The sequence below is a fragment of the Bacillus sp. 105MF genome, from assembly GCF_000374885.1.
In the GTDB taxonomy this organism is placed as follows: domain Bacteria; phylum Bacillota; class Bacilli; order Bacillales; family Bacillaceae_G; genus Bacillus_A; species Bacillus_A pseudomycoides.
This window is the reverse complement of the sequence record NZ_KB895571.1, coordinates 134,369-158,391: the sequence shown is the minus strand read 5'-3', so window position 1 is coordinate 158,391 and position 24,023 is coordinate 134,369. Positions and strand designations below refer to the sequence as shown.

General features: G+C 34.5%; 25 protein-coding genes. 7 read left to right on the top strand and 18 right to left on the bottom strand.

Annotation, left to right across the window (positions count from 1 at the left end; translation table 11 throughout):
* Window positions 1-101: 101 nt before the first annotated feature.
* Window positions 102-887 carry an SDR family oxidoreductase gene (locus tag C564_RS0111885; protein ID WP_018765477.1) on the top strand — a complete coding sequence of 262 codons (786 nt, stop codon included), beginning with the start codon at window positions 102-104 and terminating at the stop codon, window positions 885-887.
* Window positions 888-936: 49 nt separating this feature from the next.
* Here the strand turns inward: C564_RS0111885 and C564_RS0111880 are convergent, their stop codons facing one another.
* Window positions 937-1,395: a spore coat protein gene (locus C564_RS0111880; RefSeq protein WP_018765476.1), complete on the bottom strand. Its 459-nt coding sequence runs from the start codon at window positions 1,393-1,395 to the stop codon at window positions 937-939.
* Between the two features lie 32 nt (window positions 1,396-1,427).
* A complete protein-coding gene (gene cls / locus C564_RS0111875; protein WP_018765475.1) occupies window positions 1,428-2,612 on the bottom strand; it encodes a cardiolipin synthase in 1,185 nt (394 codons plus the stop codon).
* Between the two features lie 160 nt (window positions 2,613-2,772).
* Between cls and C564_RS34685 the strand changes: the two genes are divergently transcribed.
* Window positions 2,773-2,859 carry a YjcZ family sporulation protein gene (locus C564_RS34685; protein ID WP_000505094.1) on the top strand — a complete coding sequence of 29 codons (87 nt, stop codon included), beginning with the start codon at window positions 2,773-2,775 and terminating at the stop codon, window positions 2,857-2,859.
* 87 nt (window positions 2,860-2,946) lie between these two features.
* On the opposite strand, the gene C564_RS0111865 is transcribed toward C564_RS34685, so the two are convergent.
* The 8 genes from C564_RS0111865 to cotH form a co-directional block, all read right to left on the bottom strand.
* Complete coding sequence (locus C564_RS0111865) at window positions 2,947-3,453, bottom strand: acyl-CoA thioesterase (protein ID WP_018765474.1); 507 nt, start codon at window positions 3,451-3,453, stop codon at window positions 2,947-2,949.
* A 230-nt stretch (window positions 3,454-3,683) separates the two neighbouring features.
* Complete coding sequence (locus C564_RS0111860) at window positions 3,684-4,553, bottom strand: TIGR03943 family putative permease subunit (protein ID WP_003206931.1); 870 nt, start codon at window positions 4,551-4,553, stop codon at window positions 3,684-3,686.
* A 3-nt stretch (window positions 4,554-4,556) separates the two neighbouring features.
* A complete protein-coding gene (locus tag C564_RS0111855) occupies window positions 4,557-5,453 on the bottom strand; it encodes a permease (protein ID WP_003197125.1) in 897 nt (298 codons plus the stop codon).
* Window positions 5,454-5,653: 200 nt separating this feature from the next.
* Complete coding sequence (locus tag C564_RS0111850) at window positions 5,654-6,595, bottom strand: magnesium transporter CorA family protein (protein WP_003197123.1); 942 nt, start codon at window positions 6,593-6,595, stop codon at window positions 5,654-5,656.
* 184 nt (window positions 6,596-6,779) lie between these two features.
* Entirely contained in the window at window positions 6,780-8,159 is a 1,380-nt protein-coding gene (locus C564_RS0111845; RefSeq protein WP_003197121.1) for a putative polysaccharide biosynthesis protein, read from the bottom strand.
* Between the two features lie 95 nt (window positions 8,160-8,254).
* Complete coding sequence (locus tag C564_RS0111840; protein WP_003197119.1) at window positions 8,255-8,857, bottom strand: DedA family protein; 603 nt, start codon at window positions 8,855-8,857, stop codon at window positions 8,255-8,257.
* 251 nt (window positions 8,858-9,108) lie between these two features.
* On the bottom strand, window positions 9,109-9,726 hold the full coding sequence (locus C564_RS0111835; protein WP_018765473.1) for an NUDIX hydrolase: 618 nt from the start codon (window positions 9,724-9,726) through the stop codon (window positions 9,109-9,111).
* 872 nt (window positions 9,727-10,598) lie between these two features.
* Complete coding sequence (gene cotH, locus C564_RS0111825) at window positions 10,599-11,675, bottom strand: spore coat protein CotH (protein ID WP_018765471.1); 1,077 nt, start codon at window positions 11,673-11,675, stop codon at window positions 10,599-10,601.
* Window positions 11,676-11,865: 190 nt separating this feature from the next.
* Between cotH and C564_RS34680 the strand changes: the two genes are divergently transcribed.
* Window positions 11,866-12,603, top strand: coding sequence for a CotG/ExsB N-terminal domain-containing protein (locus tag C564_RS34680; RefSeq protein ID WP_026008541.1), 738 nt, complete (start codon window positions 11,866-11,868; stop codon window positions 12,601-12,603).
* 57 nt (window positions 12,604-12,660) lie between these two features.
* Here the strand turns inward: C564_RS34680 and C564_RS0111815 are convergent, their stop codons facing one another.
* The 6 genes from C564_RS0111815 to C564_RS0111790 form a co-directional block, all read right to left on the bottom strand.
* Window positions 12,661-13,278: a phosphoserine phosphatase 1 gene (locus tag C564_RS0111815; RefSeq protein ID WP_018765469.1), complete on the bottom strand. Its 618-nt coding sequence runs from the start codon at window positions 13,276-13,278 to the stop codon at window positions 12,661-12,663.
* Between the two features lie 18 nt (window positions 13,279-13,296).
* On the bottom strand, window positions 13,297-13,755 hold the full coding sequence (locus C564_RS33450) for a short-chain dehydrogenase (protein WP_231382318.1): 459 nt from the start codon (window positions 13,753-13,755) through the stop codon (window positions 13,297-13,299).
* Between the two features lie 109 nt (window positions 13,756-13,864).
* Complete coding sequence (gene fosB / locus C564_RS0111805; protein ID WP_018765467.1) at window positions 13,865-14,281, bottom strand: FosB/FosD family fosfomycin resistance bacillithiol transferase; 417 nt, start codon at window positions 14,279-14,281, stop codon at window positions 13,865-13,867.
* Between the two features lie 57 nt (window positions 14,282-14,338).
* Window positions 14,339-16,000: a peptide ABC transporter substrate-binding protein gene (locus tag C564_RS0111800; protein ID WP_006094603.1), complete on the bottom strand. Its 1,662-nt coding sequence runs from the start codon at window positions 15,998-16,000 to the stop codon at window positions 14,339-14,341.
* A 147-nt stretch (window positions 16,001-16,147) separates the two neighbouring features.
* Complete coding sequence (locus C564_RS0111795) at window positions 16,148-17,092, bottom strand: DUF2628 domain-containing protein (protein ID WP_006094602.1); 945 nt, start codon at window positions 17,090-17,092, stop codon at window positions 16,148-16,150.
* Between the two features lie 206 nt (window positions 17,093-17,298).
* The gene (locus C564_RS0111790) at window positions 17,299-17,751 is read right to left on the bottom strand and encodes a methylated-DNA--[protein]-cysteine S-methyltransferase (RefSeq protein ID WP_003197104.1); all 453 of its coding nucleotides are present in this window, start codon (window positions 17,749-17,751) and stop codon (window positions 17,299-17,301) included.
* 133 nt (window positions 17,752-17,884) lie between these two features.
* Between C564_RS0111790 and namA the strand changes: the two genes are divergently transcribed.
* Window positions 17,885-18,925 carry an NADPH dehydrogenase NamA gene (gene namA, locus C564_RS0111785; protein ID WP_006094601.1) on the top strand — a complete coding sequence of 347 codons (1,041 nt, stop codon included), beginning with the start codon at window positions 17,885-17,887 and terminating at the stop codon, window positions 18,923-18,925.
* A 43-nt stretch (window positions 18,926-18,968) separates the two neighbouring features.
* On the opposite strand, the gene C564_RS0111780 is transcribed toward namA, so the two are convergent.
* The gene (locus C564_RS0111780) at window positions 18,969-19,628 is read right to left on the bottom strand and encodes an oxidoreductase (protein WP_003197100.1); all 660 of its coding nucleotides are present in this window, start codon (window positions 19,626-19,628) and stop codon (window positions 18,969-18,971) included.
* A gap of 546 nt (window positions 19,629-20,174) precedes the next feature.
* Here C564_RS0111780 and C564_RS0111770 point away from each other — a divergent pair.
* From C564_RS0111770 to C564_RS0111760, 3 genes are all read left to right on the top strand, one after another.
* Window positions 20,175-21,125 (top strand): metal ABC transporter substrate-binding protein, encoded by a 951-nt coding sequence (locus tag C564_RS0111770; RefSeq protein ID WP_006094600.1) that lies wholly within the window; start codon window positions 20,175-20,177, stop codon window positions 21,123-21,125.
* Between the two features lie 140 nt (window positions 21,126-21,265).
* Window positions 21,266-21,736, top strand: coding sequence for a GNAT family N-acetyltransferase (locus C564_RS0111765; protein WP_006094599.1), 471 nt, complete (start codon window positions 21,266-21,268; stop codon window positions 21,734-21,736).
* Between the two features lie 278 nt (window positions 21,737-22,014).
* Complete coding sequence (locus C564_RS0111760) at window positions 22,015-22,869, top strand: alpha/beta hydrolase (RefSeq protein WP_018765465.1); 855 nt, start codon at window positions 22,015-22,017, stop codon at window positions 22,867-22,869.
* A gap of 31 nt (window positions 22,870-22,900) precedes the next feature.
* Here the strand turns inward: C564_RS0111760 and C564_RS0111755 are convergent, their stop codons facing one another.
* Complete coding sequence (locus C564_RS0111755) at window positions 22,901-23,851, bottom strand: CobW family GTP-binding protein (RefSeq protein ID WP_018765464.1); 951 nt, start codon at window positions 23,849-23,851, stop codon at window positions 22,901-22,903.
* Between the last annotated feature and the right edge of the window lie 172 nt (window positions 23,852-24,023).

Below are 24,023 nucleotides of genomic sequence, written 5' to 3'. Positions count from 1 at the left end.
GTAAATTCCTGTAAATTTTCTGATAAGAGAGGCGTTTGTTTTTTATTTTGGATCTTTTTCACTTATAATAAAAATAATATAACAAAGAAAGGTTGATATATATGGAACTTGGATTAGCTGGAAAAACTGCTCTAGTTGTTGCTTCTAGTCAAGGTTTAGGAAAAGCGATTGCTACGGAACTTGTAAAAGAAGGAACAAATGTTATGCTACTTAGTCGTAATGAAGAAAAGCTAGCATCTTTACAAAAAGAATTGATCGCTCTTAATAAAGGCACTGCCATGTATACAGTTTGTGATGTTACAAACAAAGAAAGCATGAAACAAGCGGTAGAATATACTGTACAAACCTTTGGCACAATTGATATTTTAGTAAACAATGCCGGTGGCCCTAAGCCTGGTACATTTGAACAATTAACAGACGAAGATTGGTACAATTCATTTGAGCTCAATTTATTAAGTTACGTTCGTATGATTCGTGAAGTACTTCCATATATGAAAGAGCAAGGTGGCAAAATTATTAACATTGCTTCGTCTTCTATTAAAGAGCCAATTCCCGGATTACTATTATCGAATACATTCCGTGTCGGCATTACAGGCTTAGCAAAAACGTTAGCATCTGAGCTTGCTCCATATAACATTTTAATTAATACGATTGCTCCTGGACGTATTGCTACGGACCGCATCGCTTCTCTCGATGAAACAGCTTCCGAAAAGCGCGGAATTGCAGTAGAAGACGTTCAAAAACAATATAAAGCAATTATCCCACTTGGAAGATATGGTCGTCCTAGTGAATTCGCTAAATTTGCTACATTCCTTGCATCCGATGCAAATACTTATATGACTGGGCAATCATTCCTTGTTGATGGTGGAATGGTAAAAAGCTTATAATTCTTTTCAAAAAAACAAGACAGCTCATATGCCGTCTTGTTTTTTTATTCTATGCAAATCTTTCGTCTTCATATATATTCTCTATTGTATATTCTTTTTTCACAACATATTGCCATACACTATATGCATAACGATTCATTTTAACAAAGCAGTTTTCCAAAAATGATCGAAATTCCGGATTTGCAACTTCTACAGCAACTTGGGCGAATCTGAGTGCTAATCTTTTTAAATTCGAAATATAGGAAATAGCAAGTTCAATGTCACCCTGACTTGTATTCTTCATCGGTATATCATTTTGTATAAGGGGAGACTTCAGTTGTTCACAAATCATATGCTGTATATTTTCACCTTCTTGAAAGTTCACTTGTTCATTGTAAGCTTGCAAAATATAGGGCAAATGTTGTTTTAATATATCCTTTAACTCTTCACCTTCCACCCTATTCATATACTCACCAATCATATGAATCATTTCATAACTACACTTCATTAACTCTTCCATACATCTCATATCATAGCTCCCCCTTCCCTCTAAATATATGCCTATAAATAGGATGCCAGAACATTTGCTACCTTTGCTAGAAACCAATCCCAGCTATTTATTTTGTCAAAATCTTTATCAGTTAAGCGTTTAGAATCATGAAAATCCTCTTGTAGTCGTTTCCATACCTCAGCTACAACTGCTTTATCATATATAAAACAGTCCGACTCTGTATTTATGTAAAAACTACGATTATCAAAATTAGCTGTTCCTACATCAACACTTATATCATCAATTATTGTCACCTTTCCATGAAAAAAACCATTCCGGTATTGATAGACTTCCGCACCGGCATCCAGCATCTTTTTTAAATGCGGATAAGCAGCTTGTTTTAGTAACAGAGCGTCACTTTTAAAAGGAACAAGAATCTTTACCGTCACGCCACGCCGCAATGCTTTTTGTAAACCATCCATCATTTCCTTACTTGGTACAAAATACGGCGTTGCAATGATTAATGATTTTTTAGCCCCTTTTAATAATGCACCGTATTCCTGCCATAACCCTTTCCCATCTGAAAATACATATTGATACTTTGCATTTCCTTGCTGAGATGGTCCTTTGTACAAAGAAAGTTTTTCACCAGTATCCGCATACCAATCTTCTGCAAATTTCTGTTCCATATCAGTCGCTCCATCTCCTTCAATACGCAACTGATAATCACGCCATTTCCCAAATTTAGGATCCTTACCGAGATACTCCTTTCCAATGTTAAAACCACCAATGTAAGATATCTTTCCATCTATCACCGCAATACGCCGGTGGTTACGTTGATGCAATGAATAAAACAAATTCTTTAATTTAGGCTTTTTACTAAAAGTAAACTTAACACCCTTTTCTTTTAACTGCTGAATCACTTGTTTCTTCATTTTATAGCCACCTATACGGTCTACTGATAATTTCACATCCACACCGCTCGATGCTTTCTTCTCTAATAATTGTAAAAAATTACGACTCACTTCATCTTTACCAACAATATAAAAATGAATATAGACATACTTTTCTGAACGATTTATATCATCAAACAAATTTTGATACAAATCCGTTCCGTTTGTATATAATTGGAAATTTCCGTATCGAATTTGTGATATTTCAAGCCCACTAGTCATTTTCTTCCCCATCTCTAAATCGATGTTCATCCATATGAATATCCCTATGATCCATAACAAAATGGATACACATTTTTTCATGGATAAAACCCCTTCTTCAAAAACAGTTATTCCTATATCTTTCCTTTTTTTCACGTTAACATACAAGAAAAATCTATATTTTCGTGATATATGTCCCTGTCAAACAAGAGTGAATTTGCATATTGTATGTTGTATCTTAAAATAAAAGGAGGAAATAACAATGGGCTTCGCACATGGAAATGGATTCGCGTTACTTGTCGTACTATTTATCCTCTTAATTATCGTCGGTGCTGCTTGCTTTTGCTAGTTAGCCACCCGAAAGAGCGATATGCAGATGAAAAAACTATAAAAGCGGACACCTAAATTTAGGTGTCCGCTTTTCATTTCAAATTACTTATAAAGTTAATAACGTTGCAATTTTCTTACTTTCTGCTTTTCGAATATGACGTTGTTGCGCACGTAAAACAGCAATTTCATGTAGTTTTTTTTCTCCCTCTGTTTCGGGAATTACACGCGGAACAGGAACTGGATTATTTTCTTTCCCAAGTGCTACAAATGTAACAAAAGATGTTGCTGCAATTCGTTTTTCACCAGAAATTAAATCTTCCGCTACTACCTTTACAAACACTTCCATCGACGTTCTCCCTGTCCAAATGACAAACGATTCATAGCTCACACAATCAGTTGAACGAACTGGATGTAAAAAATCTACCCAGTCCATTGATGCCGTTACACATTCCATTCGTGAATGTCTCGTTGCTGAGATAGATGCAATCATATCCATTTCAGCTAATATTTTACCTCCAAATAATGTGTTATGATCATTTAAATCTGTTGGAAAGACACGACTTGTTTTAAAAACTCTTGATTCATTAACTGTTTTCCCATTTGTTTCTTCCATTTCCTTCACCTCTTTAATTCATTCATAAACCTTTCATAACATGAAAACGAAATAAATACTCCCTAAATTCTCCTAGTCCCATGCATCCTATATATTAATTAATATGAAAACATTGGAACTACCCTATGCTTTTTTGTTCATCTTGTATATAAAAATTACACTAGGTGAACTATATATTATATATTAGCAATTTTCATAAATTTATGTCTATAAAAAAGAACCGATTATAATCAATCGGCTCCTCTAAATACATATTGTTCTTTCGGCTGTTCAACTTTATTCCATTTTGTTACTTCCAAAACAGGAATATTTGCATGGAATGGTTGATAAAATTCAGTTGAAATTTCACCTTCCACTTCAATCCAATCATCATTCTTCCACTCTACTCCATCTGGCTTTTTCACTAACATCCCGTATACACCTGAATCGGCTACACAATGAATAATACCAAAGCGGAATAAGAAATATTGTTCTTTCTTTGAAGAATCATCGCGGAAAACAAATCCTTTAAACGAAAGTGTCTTACCTGTAAATTCACCAGGATAATTATAAATTGTTTCCATACCTTTTAAGAAGTCTTCATCCTTCAAGGCAATATTATCTTTTGTGACGTATTCTTTTTTTCCTTTTTCCATCACACCACGATACCCTTCTTTTCCATAGTAAATACTCGTATCGGGTCTTAAAAACTGCCTTGTAATAAATGGATCTGTACTCTCTGCTTGCGCAACAGGGAAATGAAATCCTTTCGCTTTAACAATATCTGAATCTAACGTCGCAATTGGAAAGAATAGTCCTGAAATAATAGGGAAACAAAATAATGTATACGCAAAAGTTCGTTTCCACCATGTGTTTTCATCTTTTGAATGATCATGTCCACAATGACTATGATCACAACCACAACTGTGCTGATCTTTTTCCTTTTTGTGTTCCTTTTGGAAAACAACAATGATTTGAATAAGTGTTAAAAACCCTAAAATAATTGCAGCTGTTTTTGATAAATATGCGTACTTCATATTTATATACTTTGTTATATTACCTGAAATATGAAGCTGCGCAATTAAGATTGTAAATCCGAGTAAAATATATGCTCGAAACATAACCTACCACCCCATCGCATAAATGAGTAGTGAGCTTGCATAAACCACAAGTGTAACTGTAGCTATCACAACAATTACAAATTTTGTTTTAAATGTCGCAAGCATCATAAACATATTTTTAATATCCACCATCGGTCCATAAACGAGGAACGCGACAAGTGATGCTGTTGAAAATGTACTTTGGAACGAAGATGCAATAAAAGCATCCGCTTCTGAACATAGTGATAAAATATACGCAAGTCCCATCATAACAGCTGATGAAGAGAACGGTCCTTGTCCTATAGAAAGTAGTGTTGAAGTTTGTACAAATGTTTGAACTGCAGCAGCAATTAATGCTCCCATTACTAAGTATTTCCCCATTGAGAAAAACTCTTCAACCGCATGTGTACATACGTCCCACATCTTTTTACGCAAAGGACGCTTATGATCCACCTCTGGGAAATGTTCATCACGTAGTTGATGATCTTTAAACATAAACGATAATATAAGTCCAACGATAATAGCTACAATAATGGCTACAATGGAACGATACCACACCATATGCATACTACTTCCAAACGCAACATATGTTGCAAATAATACAACCGGATTAATAATTGGCCCCGTTAACATAAATGCAATTCCAGCATACGGCGGAACACCTTTCCCAATTAAACGTCTTACAATTGGAACGATTCCACATTCACACCCTGGAAACATCATGCCAAGAAAAGTAGCTAATAATACAGACAGAAATCGATTTTTGGGCATCCATTTTGCCACCATATCTTCTGTCACAAACATTTGAATGAATCCTGAAATAAATACACCAATTAGCACAAATGGTAGTGCTTCAATTAAAATTGAGATAAAAATCGTATTCATTTGCAGGAATGCTTTCGGTAACTGAAACAATTCCATGATGTATTTCCTCCATCTTTTCATTAACAATATGTAATTTTAACCTCAATTTATTATTTGAACAAGCCCTTTTCAAATCTACAAATCATGGAAATACGTTTTTCATCAATACACATATCGTATATAAGAAACGTTTTATTACGACAAAAAAGCTGCTCTAGCGCAGTTTGATAACTATGCTAGAACAGCTTTCATATGATTTAAAAATAACGTTTCTTCCAAAAAATAAAGGCCATTACGCAAGATAATATTGCGGATATAATCATAGCCATTAAAAAACCATGCGGATTTTCACTTAAAGGAACTGGAACATTCATTCCAAAAAAACTGGAAACCATTGTTGGCACTGATAATATGATTGTCATAGAAGTTAAAAACTTCATAACACTGTTTAAATTATTAGAAATAACCGAACTAAACGTATTCATCATACCACTTAAAATATTACTATATATTTCAGCCATTTCAATGGCCTGTTTATTTTCAATTAATACATCTTCTAGTAAATCTTGATCATCTTCATACATTTTAATAAACGTATTATTGCGCATTAACTTTTGAATAACAATTTTGTTTGCTTTTAAAGATGTTGTAAAATACACTAAACTCTTTTCAAGACCTAATAATGTAAAGATTTCTTTATTTTTCATCGACTTATTTAACTCGTGCTCTAGGTCGATTGTTTTTCGGTTAATTTGTTTTAAGTATCGTAAATAATAAGTAGAAATCGTATATAAGAGCTGCAATGCAAAACGAGTCTTTTTAAAAGTATAAAATTCTTTAATACGCTGATTAATAAATCGCTCGAAAATCGGATTTTCTTCTAAACAGATTGTAACGAAACATTCCGGCATTACAATCATACCAATTGGAATCGTGTCGTATATTGAATTTCCTTCTTCATCATGCCTTACTGTTGGAATATCAACGATAATTAATGCATTATCATCTTCTTTTTCAATCCGAGATCGTTCTTCATCATCCAAAGGGTCTTTAATAAAATCCAATTCTACATTCAATGTTTGCACTAGAAATTGAATTTCTTCCTCTGTTGGATGGAGTACATTAATCCAACAACCTTTTTGAATTTCCTCTATTTCTTGTAGTTTTCCGTTTCGGTCTGTTAAATAAATATTTAACATACTATCACCCCGATTCTTTTTACATGTGGGAATCTACCTCACTTAAACAACAGTTTTTGAACCGCTATTTTCAGCATATGAAACAAACGTTTAAATTTCAATAGAAAATTATTTTGAAAACGCTTTTCTTCATAATTTCTTTCAAAATAGAAAAAGACAGAGATTGCTCTGTCTTTTCAAAAGCTCATGTTGCCTTTATAACATATTTAGACAGCATCCACAAGTTAAATGAAACTGAAACTGTGTAGCCTGCATATGTTGAGATAATAAAACTGGTGTAGTCAAAGTACGGCAATAATATAATATTTAGTACAATCTTTATTATAATTCCTAAGGTTAAACCTAGAACTGTTTTTTTTTGCTGATCAATCCCTTGTAACATCGCAGCAGTAACTGTAAACAATGAAAATAATATACACGCTGGTGCATAGTACCGTAAAATAACACTTCCTAAACTTGGATCATTTCCTACTCCAAATAAAAGAGTGTATATAGGTTGGGCTAATATAATCATTCCAATTGCTGCGGGAATTGTAATCCCTACAACAAGTAAATTCGTTTTCGTGAAATGCTTATATAATAATTGTTCATTTCCAACTGTATAAGCTTTCGTCATTTCAGGAACGAGAGACATACTAAAAGCTGTTGCAACGGATACAGGAATAAGTACAACCATTTGGACAAGCCCAATTATTGCATTTATTTTTTCTGCTTCACCTTGTACGTAACCTATCTCTATTAAAAGTTTATTGATTGTAAATGTATCAATTGTTTGATACAACGGAATCGCTAACCCAACAGCAACAAATGGAATTGAATACGTAAATAGCTCTTTGTATAAAGCAAAAAAGGACTTCGTTGTCTGTGGGATACTGGCAATCTCTTTCCGTTTTAAATATTTCCGCCTTCTCATATAAAACCCTATCAAAACAGTCAATCCTGCCGCTGCCCCCATAAATGCACCAAAAGTTGAAACTCCAACCGCTAACGAAACAGACGCTTTCAAAATATGCAAAACAACAAAGCTTCCTATTAAGATTGTTAAGACACGAAAAAACTGTTCCACAACTACACTAGATGCTGACGGTCCCATAGATTGAAATCCTTGAAAAAAACCGCGCAATAAACTCATTACTGGTACAATCAATAATGCAAAACTAACAATTTGAATATTATACGTCACAGCAGTCATACTATTACCAGTTTGATCACTTCCGTCGATCACTAGCTTTGCAAGATATGGAGCTAACATATAAAGAACTAGAAATGAAACAATTCCCATAAAAACCATAAAAAACAGTCCACTTTTTAGCACCCGTTTTACTGTATGATAATCATTTAACTCATCGTATTTTGAAACCATTTTAGAAACAGCAAGTGGCAATCCCATCGTTGCAATGCTCAGCATAATTGTATATGGCCGATATGCATATGTATATAATATGTATCCACTAGTACCAACCATCGCTGTAAATGGGATAACATATATAAATCCAAGCATTTTAGATATCATCGTTGCCATCGTTAAAAATAATGTTCCACGTAAAAACGGTGATCCTTTCATTTCATTCCCCCGCTACGCTTTATTACTACACATTATGGACAACTTCTTTATTTTAGAACTGAAACGTATAAAAAAAGCCAATGAAATCATTGGCTTTAACGAACTGTTTTTCTTTTTTTCAATACCTTTAAACCGAAATAAAGAGCAATAAAGAGCACTGCCCCAATAATTATGTAATGCGTATAATCAGCTGCATATTCTTTAATATGCCGCCAATTCCCACCTAGTTTTTCTCCTAAATAAATAAAGAGAATTGACCACGGAATAATCGCAACTACTGTATATAGTGTAAAAAGTTTTAAAGGCATTTTCGCTAATCCTGCTGGTATTGAAATCGCATGGCGTACAATTGGGATGAAACGAGCAGAGAAGATTACCCCCGCACCATACCGTTTAAACCAACTTTCGGCTACATCTAAATGATGCTTGTTAATCAATAAATATTTACCATATTTTTCAACCACCGGACGCCCTCCGTAATATCCTAACCAGTATAAAAAGATTTGTGCTAATGTACCGCCAATTGTACCGGCGATTACTGCCCCAATAAAACTTATTTTATCTTGCGCAACTAAAAAACCAGCATAAGAAAGGACAATCTCACTCGGAATAATTTCAATCATTAGCCCTAAAGCAACTCCAAAGTATCCTAAACTTGCGAAAAATTGCAATAACTGCTCTATTAAATTTGCTAACATTTGCTTTTCTATCTCCTTTTCTGCTTACATGCCTTCTTATTATCCCACAAAGATTTATGCATGCCAATATATTCCTCATTCTTTACCCAAAATATGTACAATTCATTATAAATATCCCAGGCACGAATAGAAAGAAAAAGAGATTTATACGCTGTGAATGATCCCTGGACTATGACCTGCATGTGCTTGAGGAAGGGGACTTCTGTTGGAGTACTGTTAAACTATCTTTATTCTTATCTTTACATATTTTCTTAATCAAGTAAGGAGCTTTTATTCCTATCTTTCATACAGGCAAACATCTCTCTAATTTGCCACTCTGTATTTCTAGCAGTCGATAACTCTGGGATTTCCTTTTCACCAAAAAAGGTCACTTCTTCTGTTTCAATACTTGTTTGCTTTTCGCCCCCAACAATTTCACAACCAATAAATATTTTATATACATGCATTGCTGATGGTGATGGATAATGTTTTTCTTTATCAAGTACTGCTAATAATCGAAAATGATCAACTTTATAACCCGTTTCCTCCCACACTTCTTTTGCTGCCACTTCTGTTGGCGTATAGCCAACATCTGCCCAGCCACCTGGAAGAGCCCATTTCCCGTCACTTTTTTCTTTCACAAATAATAATTTTCCATCCTGATACACGACAGCCCGAATATCTACTTTGGGTGTTTGATAACCCATTTCATTGGCAAATAATCTCTCTACCACTTCCCAATCTGTCTTCGTATAATGAGACATCATCGTAACTGAAAGATCACGTAATTGTTGAAAACGTTCCATATCATACACATCTTTTGAATACGTTAAACCAGCCTGAGCAATGGCTTGTATTTGTTTTACCCAATCGATCCATTTCACTTCCATATTCTCACCATCCTAGGAAAGATATTCTCTACTCACATTGAACAATACGTAATTTCACTGCAAATGAAAAATAGACTACTTGTTCACTTAAAACTAAACTATACTTAGCAAAAATAACAGAATATACACCATTCCTTCAAAATCTTACTATAATCTCTGTTAATTCCTATTGTTGATTAAGAAATAAAAAATATAAAAAGTTCACCTCCATTTGTATAAACGAATTAAATAGTTGTAAAATTTCGGATATCTATTGCGAAAGATTCCTTCTCTTCAACAAAAGGAAAATGATTACTATTTTCAAAAATTACTAATTTTGAATCTGAAATCAAGCTATGTATTTCCTTTGAATAAAAAACTGGGCATTGAACATCATGTTGACCACACAAAATGAGAGTAGGGAAATGAATATATCTTAATTTCTCTCGAATATCATACGTTTTAAGATCTTTATTATAGGCACGCATTCTTTTTCTAATTATTTTATTAAAATATTCATTATATTTCTAATGAACCAAATCTCCCTGTCCCATTCGGTTGTATTTTACCATATATAACCATTCTTTTGTTAAATCATTACTCTAATTGCACTCTTTTTTGAGCAATGAAAGACTAATCCCCATATACACTTAAAGAATGGTGAGATCCCTAAAAATTACCAATCTTCTACAATCATTTTACTAATAGACGCATTATTACTTTGATGTTCCACAACGTCGAGCAATTGAAACCTACTCAAATAAGATGAATCTTTAATCTTTCGTTTTTTGCTCCCTCCTTCACCTAATATAAATTTTAATATAGTAATCTTACTACTCGCTAATAGCGGGATAACAAAAAAGAGATTGATAACGAATCAATCCCTTTTCACATTATGTTAATTCATGGAGGTGTTCTTCAATATATTGCCGACGATTATTGATATATTGAAAAATCATTTCTGCTTCTTTATCAAAAATGTCTATTTTATCTTTCATATAAGGATCTTGAATAAGATACGGACGAATCGCTTCGCACATTCCCTCTACTTGTGGCCTTATAAAAGAAACCGTAAATTTTTCCTCCAAAATTTCTTCAAGGATATTGCGGTAACGTTTTCGAAATACTGGTATATCAAGAATTCTGGCACTCAATGTATTATACCCTTGAATTCGAATGTATTCATGATTAAGTGGCCTTCCCTCTACATCACGGCCCCATGTAGCATCATAATCCCATGGTATCACTTCAAACAAATGCGTTTCATCATTATGATACAATGCATAGTTATGAACAAACCCATCAAAGTTTTGAGTCAAAATAACACCTACTAACCATCGCAAATATTTTTCAACATCAAGATAATTCACTATTTCTTTTTCATATTTTTCTCGCGATAGTGCATTTGCCTGATAAACGAATTCACTAAGCTGTTCTTCACTATGTTCATTCGCACATTTAAACTCATAGCCTGCAGATAAGTTTGTTTTAACATCTTGATCACGCTCACTTATTAAAGAAAAATTCGCATCATCATCAATCGCATAATAAATTGACCCACTCGGTAATTTACGGATTTTCAAAAAATTCTCATCAACAGATTCTAATTGCAAATATACCCCTTGAATTTGACCATTAATTTTAATAAAAACATGCTGAGATTTTGGTGAAAGCACACCAATATCACTAAAGAAGTCAAGCGATAATTTATTTCTTATAAGTGACGGATCCTTAAACTCAGAATTCAAATGAAACTCTTTCACCCCTTGAAATTGTTTCGGCTTATAGAACATAACATGATATGATTTTTTATCAAATTCTCGAATATGTGCTCCCCGGTATACAATGTCAATATCATACTTTCTTTTCCCATATGTTAATTTAGCAGGCACTGGACTATCAGACCAAATGTCCTTCTTTAATTCAACAAGATACATCGGATGAATAAAAAAATCATAAGAAGGCAACATGTTCTCCCATCCCTTCTTTTTTTCTCCATTTAATGTATGCTCATTGCTTTGTCCATGTCCATATATCCGCTATATGTCTATTTTTATTGAAATCTAAGCTCTTGTCTCATACAGAAGAAATTCTCTCCTCATATCCTGATTAATGTAAAAGGATACTTTTTCATTTTAATTAGCGATAAGGAGGGTTTCTATGAAACGTGATATTCAAAAAGCCGTTGAGGAAATCAAAAGTGCAGGGATGGAAGAATTTTTACATCAAGACCCAAGTAAGTTTGATTGTGACGATAATAAATTTTCTGGTCATAAATGTACAACAAGCTGTAAATGTCCTCGAACAAAATGTACACGTGTGAAAAAATGTACGTTCGTTACAAAATGTACGCGTGTGAAAAAATGTACGTTTGTTACGAAGCGTACTCGTGTACGTGTACAAAAGTGGACATTCGTTACAAAATGTACGCGTGTGAAAAAATGTACGTTCGTTACAAAACGCACACGTGTGAAAAAATGTACGTTCGTTACAAAACGCACACGTGTGAAAAAGTCCACTTGTGTTACAAAACGGGCACGTGTGAAAAAGTCCACTTGTGTTACAAAACGGACACGTGTGAAAAAGTCCACTTGTGTTACAAAACGCACACGTGTGAAAAAGTCCACTTGTGTTACAAAACGCACACGTGTGAAAAAGTCCACTTGTGTTACAAAACGCACACGTGTGAAAAAGTCCACTTGTGTTACAAAACGCACACGTGTGAAGAAATGTTTCTGTAAAAAATGTGTTTTTATCCGTAATCATGATAAAAAATCTTGCAATCACTCATGGGATGATGACTGTCATTCAAGCTGCCATGAGTGCGATCATCACAAACATTCATCTTGCAAACGGAAAAAAGTCGATCACTTCTGGTTTAGAAAACGTAATTGCTAATTCTTTATCCCTTATTGTTAACAGTAAACGTAAAAAGATCGCTCTATTGCGGTCTTTTTATACTTGCTGAAAATGACTTATATCGGCAAACTGTTTAACACTAGCCTCTTTCCCTTCAAATTCAATGATACTTAAGCTCGCACTATGCATAAATGGATCATCCCACACTCTTTCAACAGAAAGACCAGTAAAATGTCCCACAAGTAATTTTGCAGCTGCTGCATGAGATACGATTAAAATACTTTCCCCTTTATGTTTTTCTAAAAGAAGGTTTACTCCTTCTATCACCCGACTATGCACATCATAGAAATTTTCGCCTGATGTCGAACAAAAACGATGTGGCTCATTCCAAAACGTATGTACTTCCTCTGGGTACTGCGCTTCCAAATCCACAAGCATTTGCCCTTCCCAGATCCCCATATTAATCTCATAAAAGTTCTCATCAGCTATAATTTGAATATTCCGCTCTCCTTTTATTAACTCTGCCGTATGCATTGTTCTCCCGCTTGGACTACTATATATCGCATGAAGTGGTATATCCTTTATATGATCCCCTAACTGCTTTGCCTGTAATATCCCTTTTTCGGTTAAATTAGAATTTTTTCTCCCTTGCATACGCTTTGCCACATTCCACTCTGTTTCTCCATGACGTGTTACATATAAAGTCGTTTTCATTCGTTTTCTTCCCCCTCATCAAATTGGTCGTAATTCCCATGGTTCCAATGTTCCTACAATACAATCGCTTTGTTTACTCTGAATTCCTGCTATAACTCCATCAGTAATCTCTTCATGAGTCAACCACCTTGAATGTTCACCTTGTAAAATAAACCCTAATAAAATTCTATGATAATTACAGAAAGCACTTCCTATTTTTTGACGTTCCAATCGAGATGCACTACTCCCTAATATATGAAACAAACTATAGGATTTAGAATGTAATTCAATTTCTTCACAAATTACTTGAAGCGCCTTTTTAGCAGTTGTATGTACCCAAGCTACGACTAATCTGATAGGTCCATTTTGTTTAATCGTATCTTTAATAGATTGTTTCAAAGCATCGCTATCGTGGTAATCAAGAGAAATACATGTAACATTTCTTGGAGCATTACATGTATTTTTTACATCTTCTAACCTATTCCTATCTCGTCCAATAACAGAAACATAAAGCCCTTGATTACAAAGTCAAACGGACACTTTCTTCAGCATCCCTGTCCCTCCAATAACGAGCGCATGCATGCTCTTCCCATCCCCCTTTATTTCATCAATAAAATTTCATATGTGGTTTTGCTTCCTTATAATACTTTAAGCGATCCTGCAGTGTACCTGAATGAAACTCAAACTTATGTCCATCTGGATCAATAAAATAAATAGACTGACAATCTCTTACATCACGTTCTCTTCCTTGTAAAATATGAACTTTATTCTCCTCTAATCGCTTTAATAGTCGACCAAAATCCTCTTGTTTAACAGAAAATGCAAGATGTGTATATGACTGATGAATTTCATTTCGTGCAATATCTGCTTCTTCATTGAGTGCCACCCACACTCCACATATATCAAAATATGCGAGTTTTCTTCCTTTTACTAATAACTTTCCCTCTAATACTGTTTCATAAAATTGAATAGATCTTTCTAAATCTGAAACCGAAAAACAAAGATGATTAAAGCCATTTATCAACATAAGTCCTCCTTACAAAATAAGAGATGAGCGAAAATTCGCACATCTCTTATTATACTATTTTTTTGTAATATACGCCCATTTATAACTAAAATCGCCGCCGAATGTATGATTTGCAATTCCTTTTACATATGTTTTTTCTAAATATGCTGTACTTTGCTGATAAGTAGGTGAAATCGCTGCATCTTCTCCAATTAAGATTTTTTCAGCTTCTGCAAGTGCTTTCCAGCGTGCTGCATCATCTTTTAACAACTCACCTTTCGATTTAGCAACTAAGTCATCATATTTCGGATTTGAATACGCCATTTCATTAAATGTACTTCCTGTAATAAACATATCAATATATGTCATTGGATCTGGATAATCCGGGCCCCATGCTGATAGTGAAAACTCATATTGTAATTTCTTCTCTAAATCTAATTTCTGTTTATACGGTTGTTGTTTCAAATTCACTTTAATTCCAGGTAAATTTTTCTCAAGCTCTTCTTTAATAAAGTCGCCAACTTTTTTCCGGCTACCATTATCATCGTTTAGTAATTCTACCGTAATTGTATCTTGACCCAGTTCTTTTTTCGCTTCTTCCCATAACTTCTTCGCTTTTTCCGCATTGTCTTTATTATCACGGAAGTTTTTATTTACAGTACGAAAATCTTTTCCATCCGGACCTGTTGTGAATTTTTCTGGTACTAAGAAATATGCTGGTAATGAGCCATCATTTAAAATGACATTTGCAATACCTTTTTTATCATAAGCTAAATCAATTGCTTCACGCACTTTTTGATTTTTAAATGTTGCATTTTGTTGATTAAAACGTAAGAAATACATACGCGGATCTAGTTTCGTTTTGAATTCATCTGGCTTATTCTTTTTATATTTATCAACAAACTCTGAAGTTAAAATTACGCGGTCCGCTTGATCATTATCATATAGGTTCACACCTGTGCTCGTTTCTTTTACGACACCGACATTAATTTCTTCTAGTTTTACAGTATCTTTATCCCAATAATTTGGATTTTTCTTTAATTGATAGCTTTGCTCATGCTTCCATTCACTTAACGTAAATGGTCCATTGTATAAAATTTTATCAGCTTCTAATGCATACTTATCACCTTGTTTTTTTACAAACTTCTCATTTAAAGGGAAGAATGTTGGAAATGATGTAAGATCAAGAAAATATGGAGTTGGTTGTTCTAGTTCTACCACTAGTGTCTTATCATCCTTTGCTTTTACACCTAGCTGATCAAGTGGTAGCTCCCCCTTATTAACTTTTTGAGCATTTTTTACATCAAATAAAATAAATGCGTATTCAGCTGCTGTTGCTTTATCAAGCGCACGTTGCCAGCCATATACAAAATCTTGTGCACGAACTGGCTCACCATTCGACCACTTTGCATCTCGTAATTCAAAAGTATATGTTTTCTTATCTTCACTAATCTTCACATCTTTTGCCATACCTGGAGTTCGCTTATTATCTTTATCTAATCGATATAAACCCTCCATTGCATTTACAAATACTCGGAATGATACGGAATCTGTTGATTTTGATGTATCCATCGAAGGAATTTCTGCTGTTTCTAGTAAGTTTAGCACTTGTTTATCGGCCATCCCCTTACCTGTTTCTTTCTTCGTTGTCGATGCTTTCTCCCCATTCCCGCAACCTGCAACGAACATACTTGTTGATAATGCAAGTGCAGCAAGCGTTGAAACTTTTTTCTTCATTATTCCTTCCCCCAATCTGTATGTATACAATAAAGCATGTATAATATTATTATACAAAAAATTCTGATTATTTTAAATATTTTTCTTTCCTAAAATAAAAAAAGAAATGAATGTAAAAGCTGCTCCATCTGCTTTTACATTCATTTCTTATAACATTTCTTTTTTTTCATCTTTTTGTAATCCGTCATCCAACTCAAAAAGATCTTGCGTACGAAACACATCTTCCATCATTTTCAAAAACTCTTTTTCACCTTGGGGCTCACCGTTAACTGTAAGAGAATAGGGTTCAATTTCATGCAACCTGTAATCGACAACAAATTGAATGATAATTTTTTGTCTTGTCATACCATGATTGTATCCATGAAATTCTACTAATTCCAATCCATCTCCCCCGCGGTAATAAACCCAGGTTGGTTGCTTAAAATGCTGTTCAAAAGATTCCCCAATAGAAAAAAAAGGATACTCATAAAGGGAACTTGCTCGTACTTTTTGAATAACATCTTGATCTGTAGGAAAGAAAAAGTGACTCATGAATATACTAGCAGCTGTCAAAATTGTAACAATAGCCGCTCCCATTTTGCTTGTTCCTCCACTATCACGGATGAGATAACGCTCAACATCTCCATTCGTTACCCCTCTTGCTTTTATCCGGTATATTTTCCGCTCAGCAAATCGATAATATAACCCATTTGCAAAAATTCCGACCCCTATCATCATTAAAATGAGCAATAAAAAGGTAAGGGGAACCATGTTAATAATGGGGAGTGCTACATTGAATCCCATATAGTATGAAAATGCATCACAAGCTACTAATAAAATTACAAACAAACAAGCAGGTACGTAATATTTTCGATAACCAAACCATCCGACATTGAAAATAGCAGCCCATCCATTCCAGCTCCACCTTGCTATTCGTTTCTTTTCTTTGTCCCATTTTCTTTTATAATATGGATAATGCGCTCCCACATATTGTTCCATATTTTTTTCGATTGGTGAGGTCTCCTCTTTTGTTCCATTATGTAAAGTTTGCTGACAATCTTCACAATTAAATTGACCGTCAGGACAAGGATTCCCACAATTTATACAACGCAAAATAATCCCTCTTTCCCTGATTTATCCCCTACTTATACTTCTGTTGTCCAGCATACTAAAAAATTTAGCTATTTAACAAGATGATTCTTCCCCGCAAATAACAGGTTAAACCATTCGTATGAAACTCAGAAATACTTACTTTCTACTAGACTTTGTTATCCTCTAAGCAATGAAAACTACTATCTCCATTTGAAAAGAGTTTTATCTTATTGCAAAATCCCCTCATGTTTCAATAACCATTCTTTTCGCCATAGACCACCTGCATATCCAACTAACTTTCCACTTTTTCCAATTACACGATGACACGGAACAATAATAGAAATCGGATTGCGACTATTCGCTCCTCCTATCGCACGCACCGCCTTTGTGTTACCAACCTTTTCTGCAATATCCAGATAGGAAGCATTCACTCCATATGGAATCGTATAAAGTGCATCCCAAACACTCTTTTGAAATGGTGTTCCAACCGCTGACAGTGGTACTGTAAATTCAGTTCTCTTTCGATTAAAATATTCATCTAATTCAGCGAGGCACTGTTCTACAATTTGATTTTTATTCTCTTCTTTCCGTTCCTCTACAAAAATAACAGAAGTAATTCCTTCATCATTTGCAGTAATTTCAAGCAAACCTATTTCGCTTTCATAATAAGCTCGGTACATGCCCCTATCCCCCAATTTAATTTATTTCAATAATTGTAACATAAATGTACAAAATTTCGGGAATAAGCGTTTCATTATGGAAACAAAAATGATGATGATACAATAAAGGAAACTACAATAAGGGGGAATAGATATGGACTATCAGCTTTTTTCACCTTATACGATTAAAGATGTTACATTAAAAAATCGTATTGTTATGTCACCGATGTGTATGTACTCTTCAGAAAACGAAGATGGAAAAGTGACAAATTTCCATCATATCCATTATGCGTCTCGCGCAGCTGGTCAAGTAGGCCTTGTTATGCTTGAAGCTACAGCTGTTGTACCTGAAGGACGTATTTCTAATAAAGATTTAGGTATATGGAATAATGATCATATTCCAGGGTTACAAAAAACGGTGTCCCTCATCCATGAAAATGGGGCAAAAGCAGCTATTCAGTTAGCCCATGCTGGTCGAAAAGCTGAATTACATACAGACTCTGTAGCACCCTCGGCTATTGCATTTAATGATACAATGAAAACCCCAATAGAAATGAATAAACAGCTAATCAAAAAAACAATTTCTGCTTTTCAAGATGCCGCATGTCGTTCCAAACAAGCAGGATTCGATATTATTGAACTCCACGCGGCTCACGGCTATCTCATTAATGAATTTCTCTCTCCATTATCAAACAAACGAACTGATGAATATGGCGGATCACCTGAAAACCGTTACCGTTTCTTAAAAGAAATCATTGATGCTGTAAATGAAGTTTGGAATGGTCCTTTATTCGTTCGTATTTCTGCAAATGACTATCACCCTAAAGGATTAACAGTCCATGACTATGTTCAATTTGCAAAATGGATGAAAGAACAAGATGTAGATGTAATTGATTGTAGTTCTGGGGCAGTTATACCTGCACAAATCGACGTTTACCCTGGCTATCAAGTAGAGTATGCAAATCATATAAAAGGACAAGCACACATTGCGACAGGTGCAGTAGGATTGATTACAAGCGGGATACAAGCAGAAGAAATTTTAGCAAATAATGAAGCGGACTTAATCTTTATCGGTCGCGAGTTACTTCGCAATCCATATTTTCCAAGAACAGCAGCTAATGAACTTGGATTTGAATTACAAGAGCCCCACCAATATCAACGTGCTCGTGGTAAAACAGCCCCGACTCGCCGCTAATACACAATAATGAAAACGAGAAGGGCTCCCCTTCTCGTTTTCATTATTCCATCATTGTAATCTCTGTAGAATTATAAATATGGACACCAGATTCTTCACGTAGTGCCGCTAAGTACATCCCTTTTGCAACCTGCTCAGCTGTAATCGGCTTATACTTTTTTAAAGTACCATTAAATACAAATGGCAAAACACCAGATATCTTCTCAGCCATTCTTTCTCCAAAACGAAATTCTTCTCGATCTCCTAGCAATAGTGATGGTCTAAATATATGAATCCCACCGATCACTAACTTTTGAAGTTCCTCCTCCATCTTCCCTTTTACTTGTGAATAAAAGAAAAGTGATTTTGGATTAGCACCCATAGAAGAAATAACAAGAAAATTTTGTACACCTTGTTTTTCTGCTAAACAGGCCGCTCGTAATGTATATTCATAGTCTACTTTTTTAAAATTCGCTTTCGTTTTCGCTTTCTTAATTGTTGTCCCAAGACAGCTAAAAACATCATCAACAGCAAAAAATTCTTTATACTCTTCTAATATAGAAAAGTCAACTTGTTTCTGCTGTAACTTTTCATGTTCCCATTGCAGTGGCTTTCTTACAAAAACCATAACCGAATCATAGTAATCTGAGTCAAGTAATAGCTGCGTCACTTCTTGTCCAACTAAACCACTCGCACCGAGTACTAAGGCTGTTCTTTTATTCATTTATCTTTATACCTCTTTATCTAATTTTATACCGTCCAAACAGGCAGTACAAATCCTATTTCTAGGAGTTTCCTTTTTCTTATTCTATCATAAGTAAAGCACTATGCGTGATGCAAGTGCTTTACTTACTCTTCTCTCCTTTTTTCTCTGTTGGTAGCTTGGTTATTATCCTAGAGTCACCTAGATTACTTATTAATGTCTTGAGGAAAATCAAAACACATGTTAATGGCAAAACTACTGCTAGTATCAATAAGATTGCTTCCATTATGTAATCCAATTACTCATCCCCTTTTCATACCCTCTACCTCAATATATGAAAGGAGTGTTGTCACATATGCGACATTCATAAAAATTAATACTATTCTTTTTGACAACTTTATAACAAAATCAAATCGGAATGATTATTATTTATTGCAACTTTCGTAAAGATGTATTATACTAAGTTCGCAACTTAAAACGTAATTATTCCGTTTTATAACAAAAAGATATTTTTTCTCTTATTTTGGAGAAAATAAAATTGGAAAAGAAAGAAAAGAGGAGAATTACATGAAGAAAAGGTTAATGGTATTTTCTTTTATACTTATTTTTACATTAATTTTTGCTGGGTGTGCCAGCAAAAAAGACGGAACTGCAAAAAAAGATGGAAAACTTTCTGTATATACAACTATTTTTCCACTTGCTGATTTCGCTAAAAAAATCGGTGGTAACTATGTAAATGTTGAAACAATTTATCCACCTGGCGCTGACTCTCATACATATGAGCCAAGTCAAAAACAAACGGTACAAGTTGCGAAGGCAGACCTATTCGTATATAACGGCGCGGAATTAGAGCCGTTTGCAGAAAAAATGGAAAAAACATTAAAAAAAGAGAACGTAAAAGTTGTTAATGCATCTAAAGGTTTCGATCTTATCGCTTCATCAGAAGAAGAACATGAGCACGAGGAGGGTCATAAAGAAGAAGAAAGTCACCATCATGACAAAGACCCACACGTATGGCTTGATCCTACACTCGCGATGAAGCAGGCTGAAAAAATTAAAGATGCACTCGTAGAATTGCAACCAGATCATAAAAAAGAATTTGAGAAAAACTTCGCCGCCCTACAAACAAAGTTCACTGACTTAGATGATCACTTTAAATCTGTTGTTTCAGAGGCAAAAACGAAAGATATTTTAGTTTCTCACGCTGCATATGGATATTGGGAAAAACGCTATGGCTTAAAACAAATACCAGTTGCTGGCATCTCCGCTTCTGATGAACCATCACAAAAAGAACTTGCTAACATTACAAAAACAGCAAAAGAGCATGGTTTAAAATATATTTTATTTGAAACATTCTCTACTCCAAAAGTAGCAGAAGTTATTCAAAAAGAAACAGGAACGAAAATTTTACGTTTAAATCACCTTGCTACTATTTCTGAAGATGATGCAAAGAAAAATAAAGATTACTTCACATTAATGGAAGAAAACGTGAACACTTTAAAAGAAGCTACAAACTAAATTTATATTTCCTTTCAGACAGTTGAAACATATTCAACTGTCTTTTTTCATATTCAGCAGCTTGACTTCAACAAAATAACAAGTAAAATTATCCATATTAGTTTTAAAGATATACTATGTTATGAAAGCGAGTTGGAACTATGAATCTTCACATTTGTGAAGTAACAGCAAATAATTGGCGTTCAGTCGCTGCTTTAGACGTAGCAAAGGAGCAGCAGCAATTTATTGAAAGCAATGCATTTTCTTTAGCGGAATCCCTATATGAAGAAAACGGAACGTCAGTAGGCTTATATGATGGAGAAACACTTGTTGGCTACGCAATGTATGGTTGGTATTCAAAAAAAGATGATAGCGTATGGCTAGATCGTTTTATGATTGATTACCATTTTCAAGGAAATGGCTATGCGAAACGTTTTCTCCATCTGCTTATCCAGTATTTACAACAAAAATTTCAATGCAAAAAGATTTATTTAAGTTTTCATCCAGAAAACAAACTAGCAATGAAACTATATGAGTCTTTCGGTTTTCACTTAACTGGTGATATAGACGATGAAGGACCAGTTGTTGGTGTTGTAATGGAATTACGGATAAATGAAAGTATAAGCCTGTGAAAACAGGCTTTTTATTATTTTCTACTAATCTTTGTTTATTAATAGAAGAACAAGATGGTCATGTTTCCTATTCTACCTCCGCATCAAAAATATAATTGTTTCACTTTTTTTCATTAACTAAAGATGTAATGCTAAACATTTACCGTACAATAATGTCCTTTTTTCTACAAAGTAAACACTACTACTTTTAATAACTATACTCCAAAAGAATAAAAACAATCTTTCAGCGAAAATATATGTACATATATGCAAAATCAGTAGTAAATGGAGGGTTTGTTTTGAAAATATTCAAGTTCTTATTCGTAAGCCTTTCTGCTATTTTAATCATGCTTAGCAGTAATAGCTTCCATATCCCAGCAGAAGCTAAAATAGAGACAGATATTGATGTAATACGTCAAAAACCAATTACGTTTGTACTCGTTCACGGCGCTTGGGGAGATTCTAGCTATTGGGATAAAACAGCTAATGAGTTGAAACAAATGGGACATAAAGTATATACTCCTACCTTACCTGGGCATGGAAAAGATACGAATAAAGCTGTAAAACACACTGATTATGTCAAATCAGTAGTCAACTATGTGAAGGAAAGAAACATAACGGATTTTGTTCTTGTTGGTCATAGTTTTGGTGGTACTGTTATTTCAAAAGTTGCCGAACAAATTCCAGATCGAATCCACAGACTTGTCTTTATGAATGCATTTGTTCTAGCAAATGGAGAAAGTGCAGCTGATGAAATCCCAGCCGAAGGAAAAACGCTTTGGACCGAGCTTGCGAAAAAATCGAAAAATAATGCTATCCAATTGCCTTTTCCTATTTGGCGAGAAACCTTTATGAATAATGCTAATCTCGACTTAGCGAAAAAAATTTACGAAACTGTTACACCAGAACCAGCTGGACCACTTTTTGAAAAGCTGGACCTTACGAAATTTTATCAATTAAATATTCCAAAAAGTTATTTCTATTTAACTGAAGATATGGCAGTTCCACAAGGTAAAGATTCAGGATGGCACCCTCACATGTCAAATCGCCTTGGATTATTTCGTTTAGTAACTACACAAGGTGATCACATGACTATGTTTCATGCTAAACCAGCAATTGTCGCGAAGAAATTAGTTGAAGCCGGCAGAGATTAATAACAAAAATAAGCCTGCTAAATTAGCAGGCTTATTTTACGCACTCTTTAAAATGTTCTTGGAACCATTCTTTATTAATATCTTTCCCGATAAAGACCACTTCACTCACGCGCTCTTCTCCCTCTTGCCACTCTCTATCGTAAGAAGCAGCAAATAGTGTATGAACACCTTGAAAAACAATACGGCAATCTACTCCATCGATCGATAGAATTCCTTTATATCGATATAAATACTCTCCTAACTCTTGAACTACAGCTGACATCCATTCGTTTAACTTTTGCAAATCTAACGGCCGCTCTTCACGTAATACAAATGATTTTACACCTTCTAAATGATGATGCTCTTTATGTGGATAAATCTCTAATGTATCACGCGTTTTAAACGTTTGGATTTCTAACAAGACCGGTATATCTACTTCACAATTTGTCGTTGGGATTAATTTTGCTGTTGGATTAATCCCTTGTAATTCAGTAAGGAGTTCTTTCTCTTCTTCCTCTCCAACTAAATCTAATTTATTTACTAAAACCATATCTGCAAAAGCAATTTGTTCTTTCGCTTCTAGCCCTTTTTCAAAATGTTTATGTATATGATAACTATCTACCACTGTCACAACACCATTAATTTTGTATGCTGACTGAATAACTGGATCTAAAAAGAACGTTTGGATAATCGGCCCTGGGTTTGCAAGACCTGTCGTTTCAATCACTAGACCATCAAAATCCATTTTCCCTTCTGCTTTTACATCCAATAACTGTTTTAAAGCAACAAGTAAATCTTCACGCACTGTACAGCATAAACAGCCATTTGTCATTTCCATAATTTCTTCTTCTACATTCATAATTAATTGATTATCGATGCCAATTTGCCCTATTTCATTTACGATAACCGCTAATTTCTTTCCATGTTCTTCCGATAAAATACGATTTAATAATGTTGTTTTCCCCGATCCAAGAAAACCAGTTAAAATTGTTACTGGAATCATTTCGTACATCTCCTTATAGCTATATCTTCGTACATTATACCATACAGATAAAGTGAAACTTCCATCAGTAGGGTTTTTCTTCATCCCCCACCTATCTTCCTCGTTTCGCTCTTACTCTTGAGGTGGGGGCTTACTGCCCGTTAATGCGAGGTAAAATCGTTTTTTACAACAA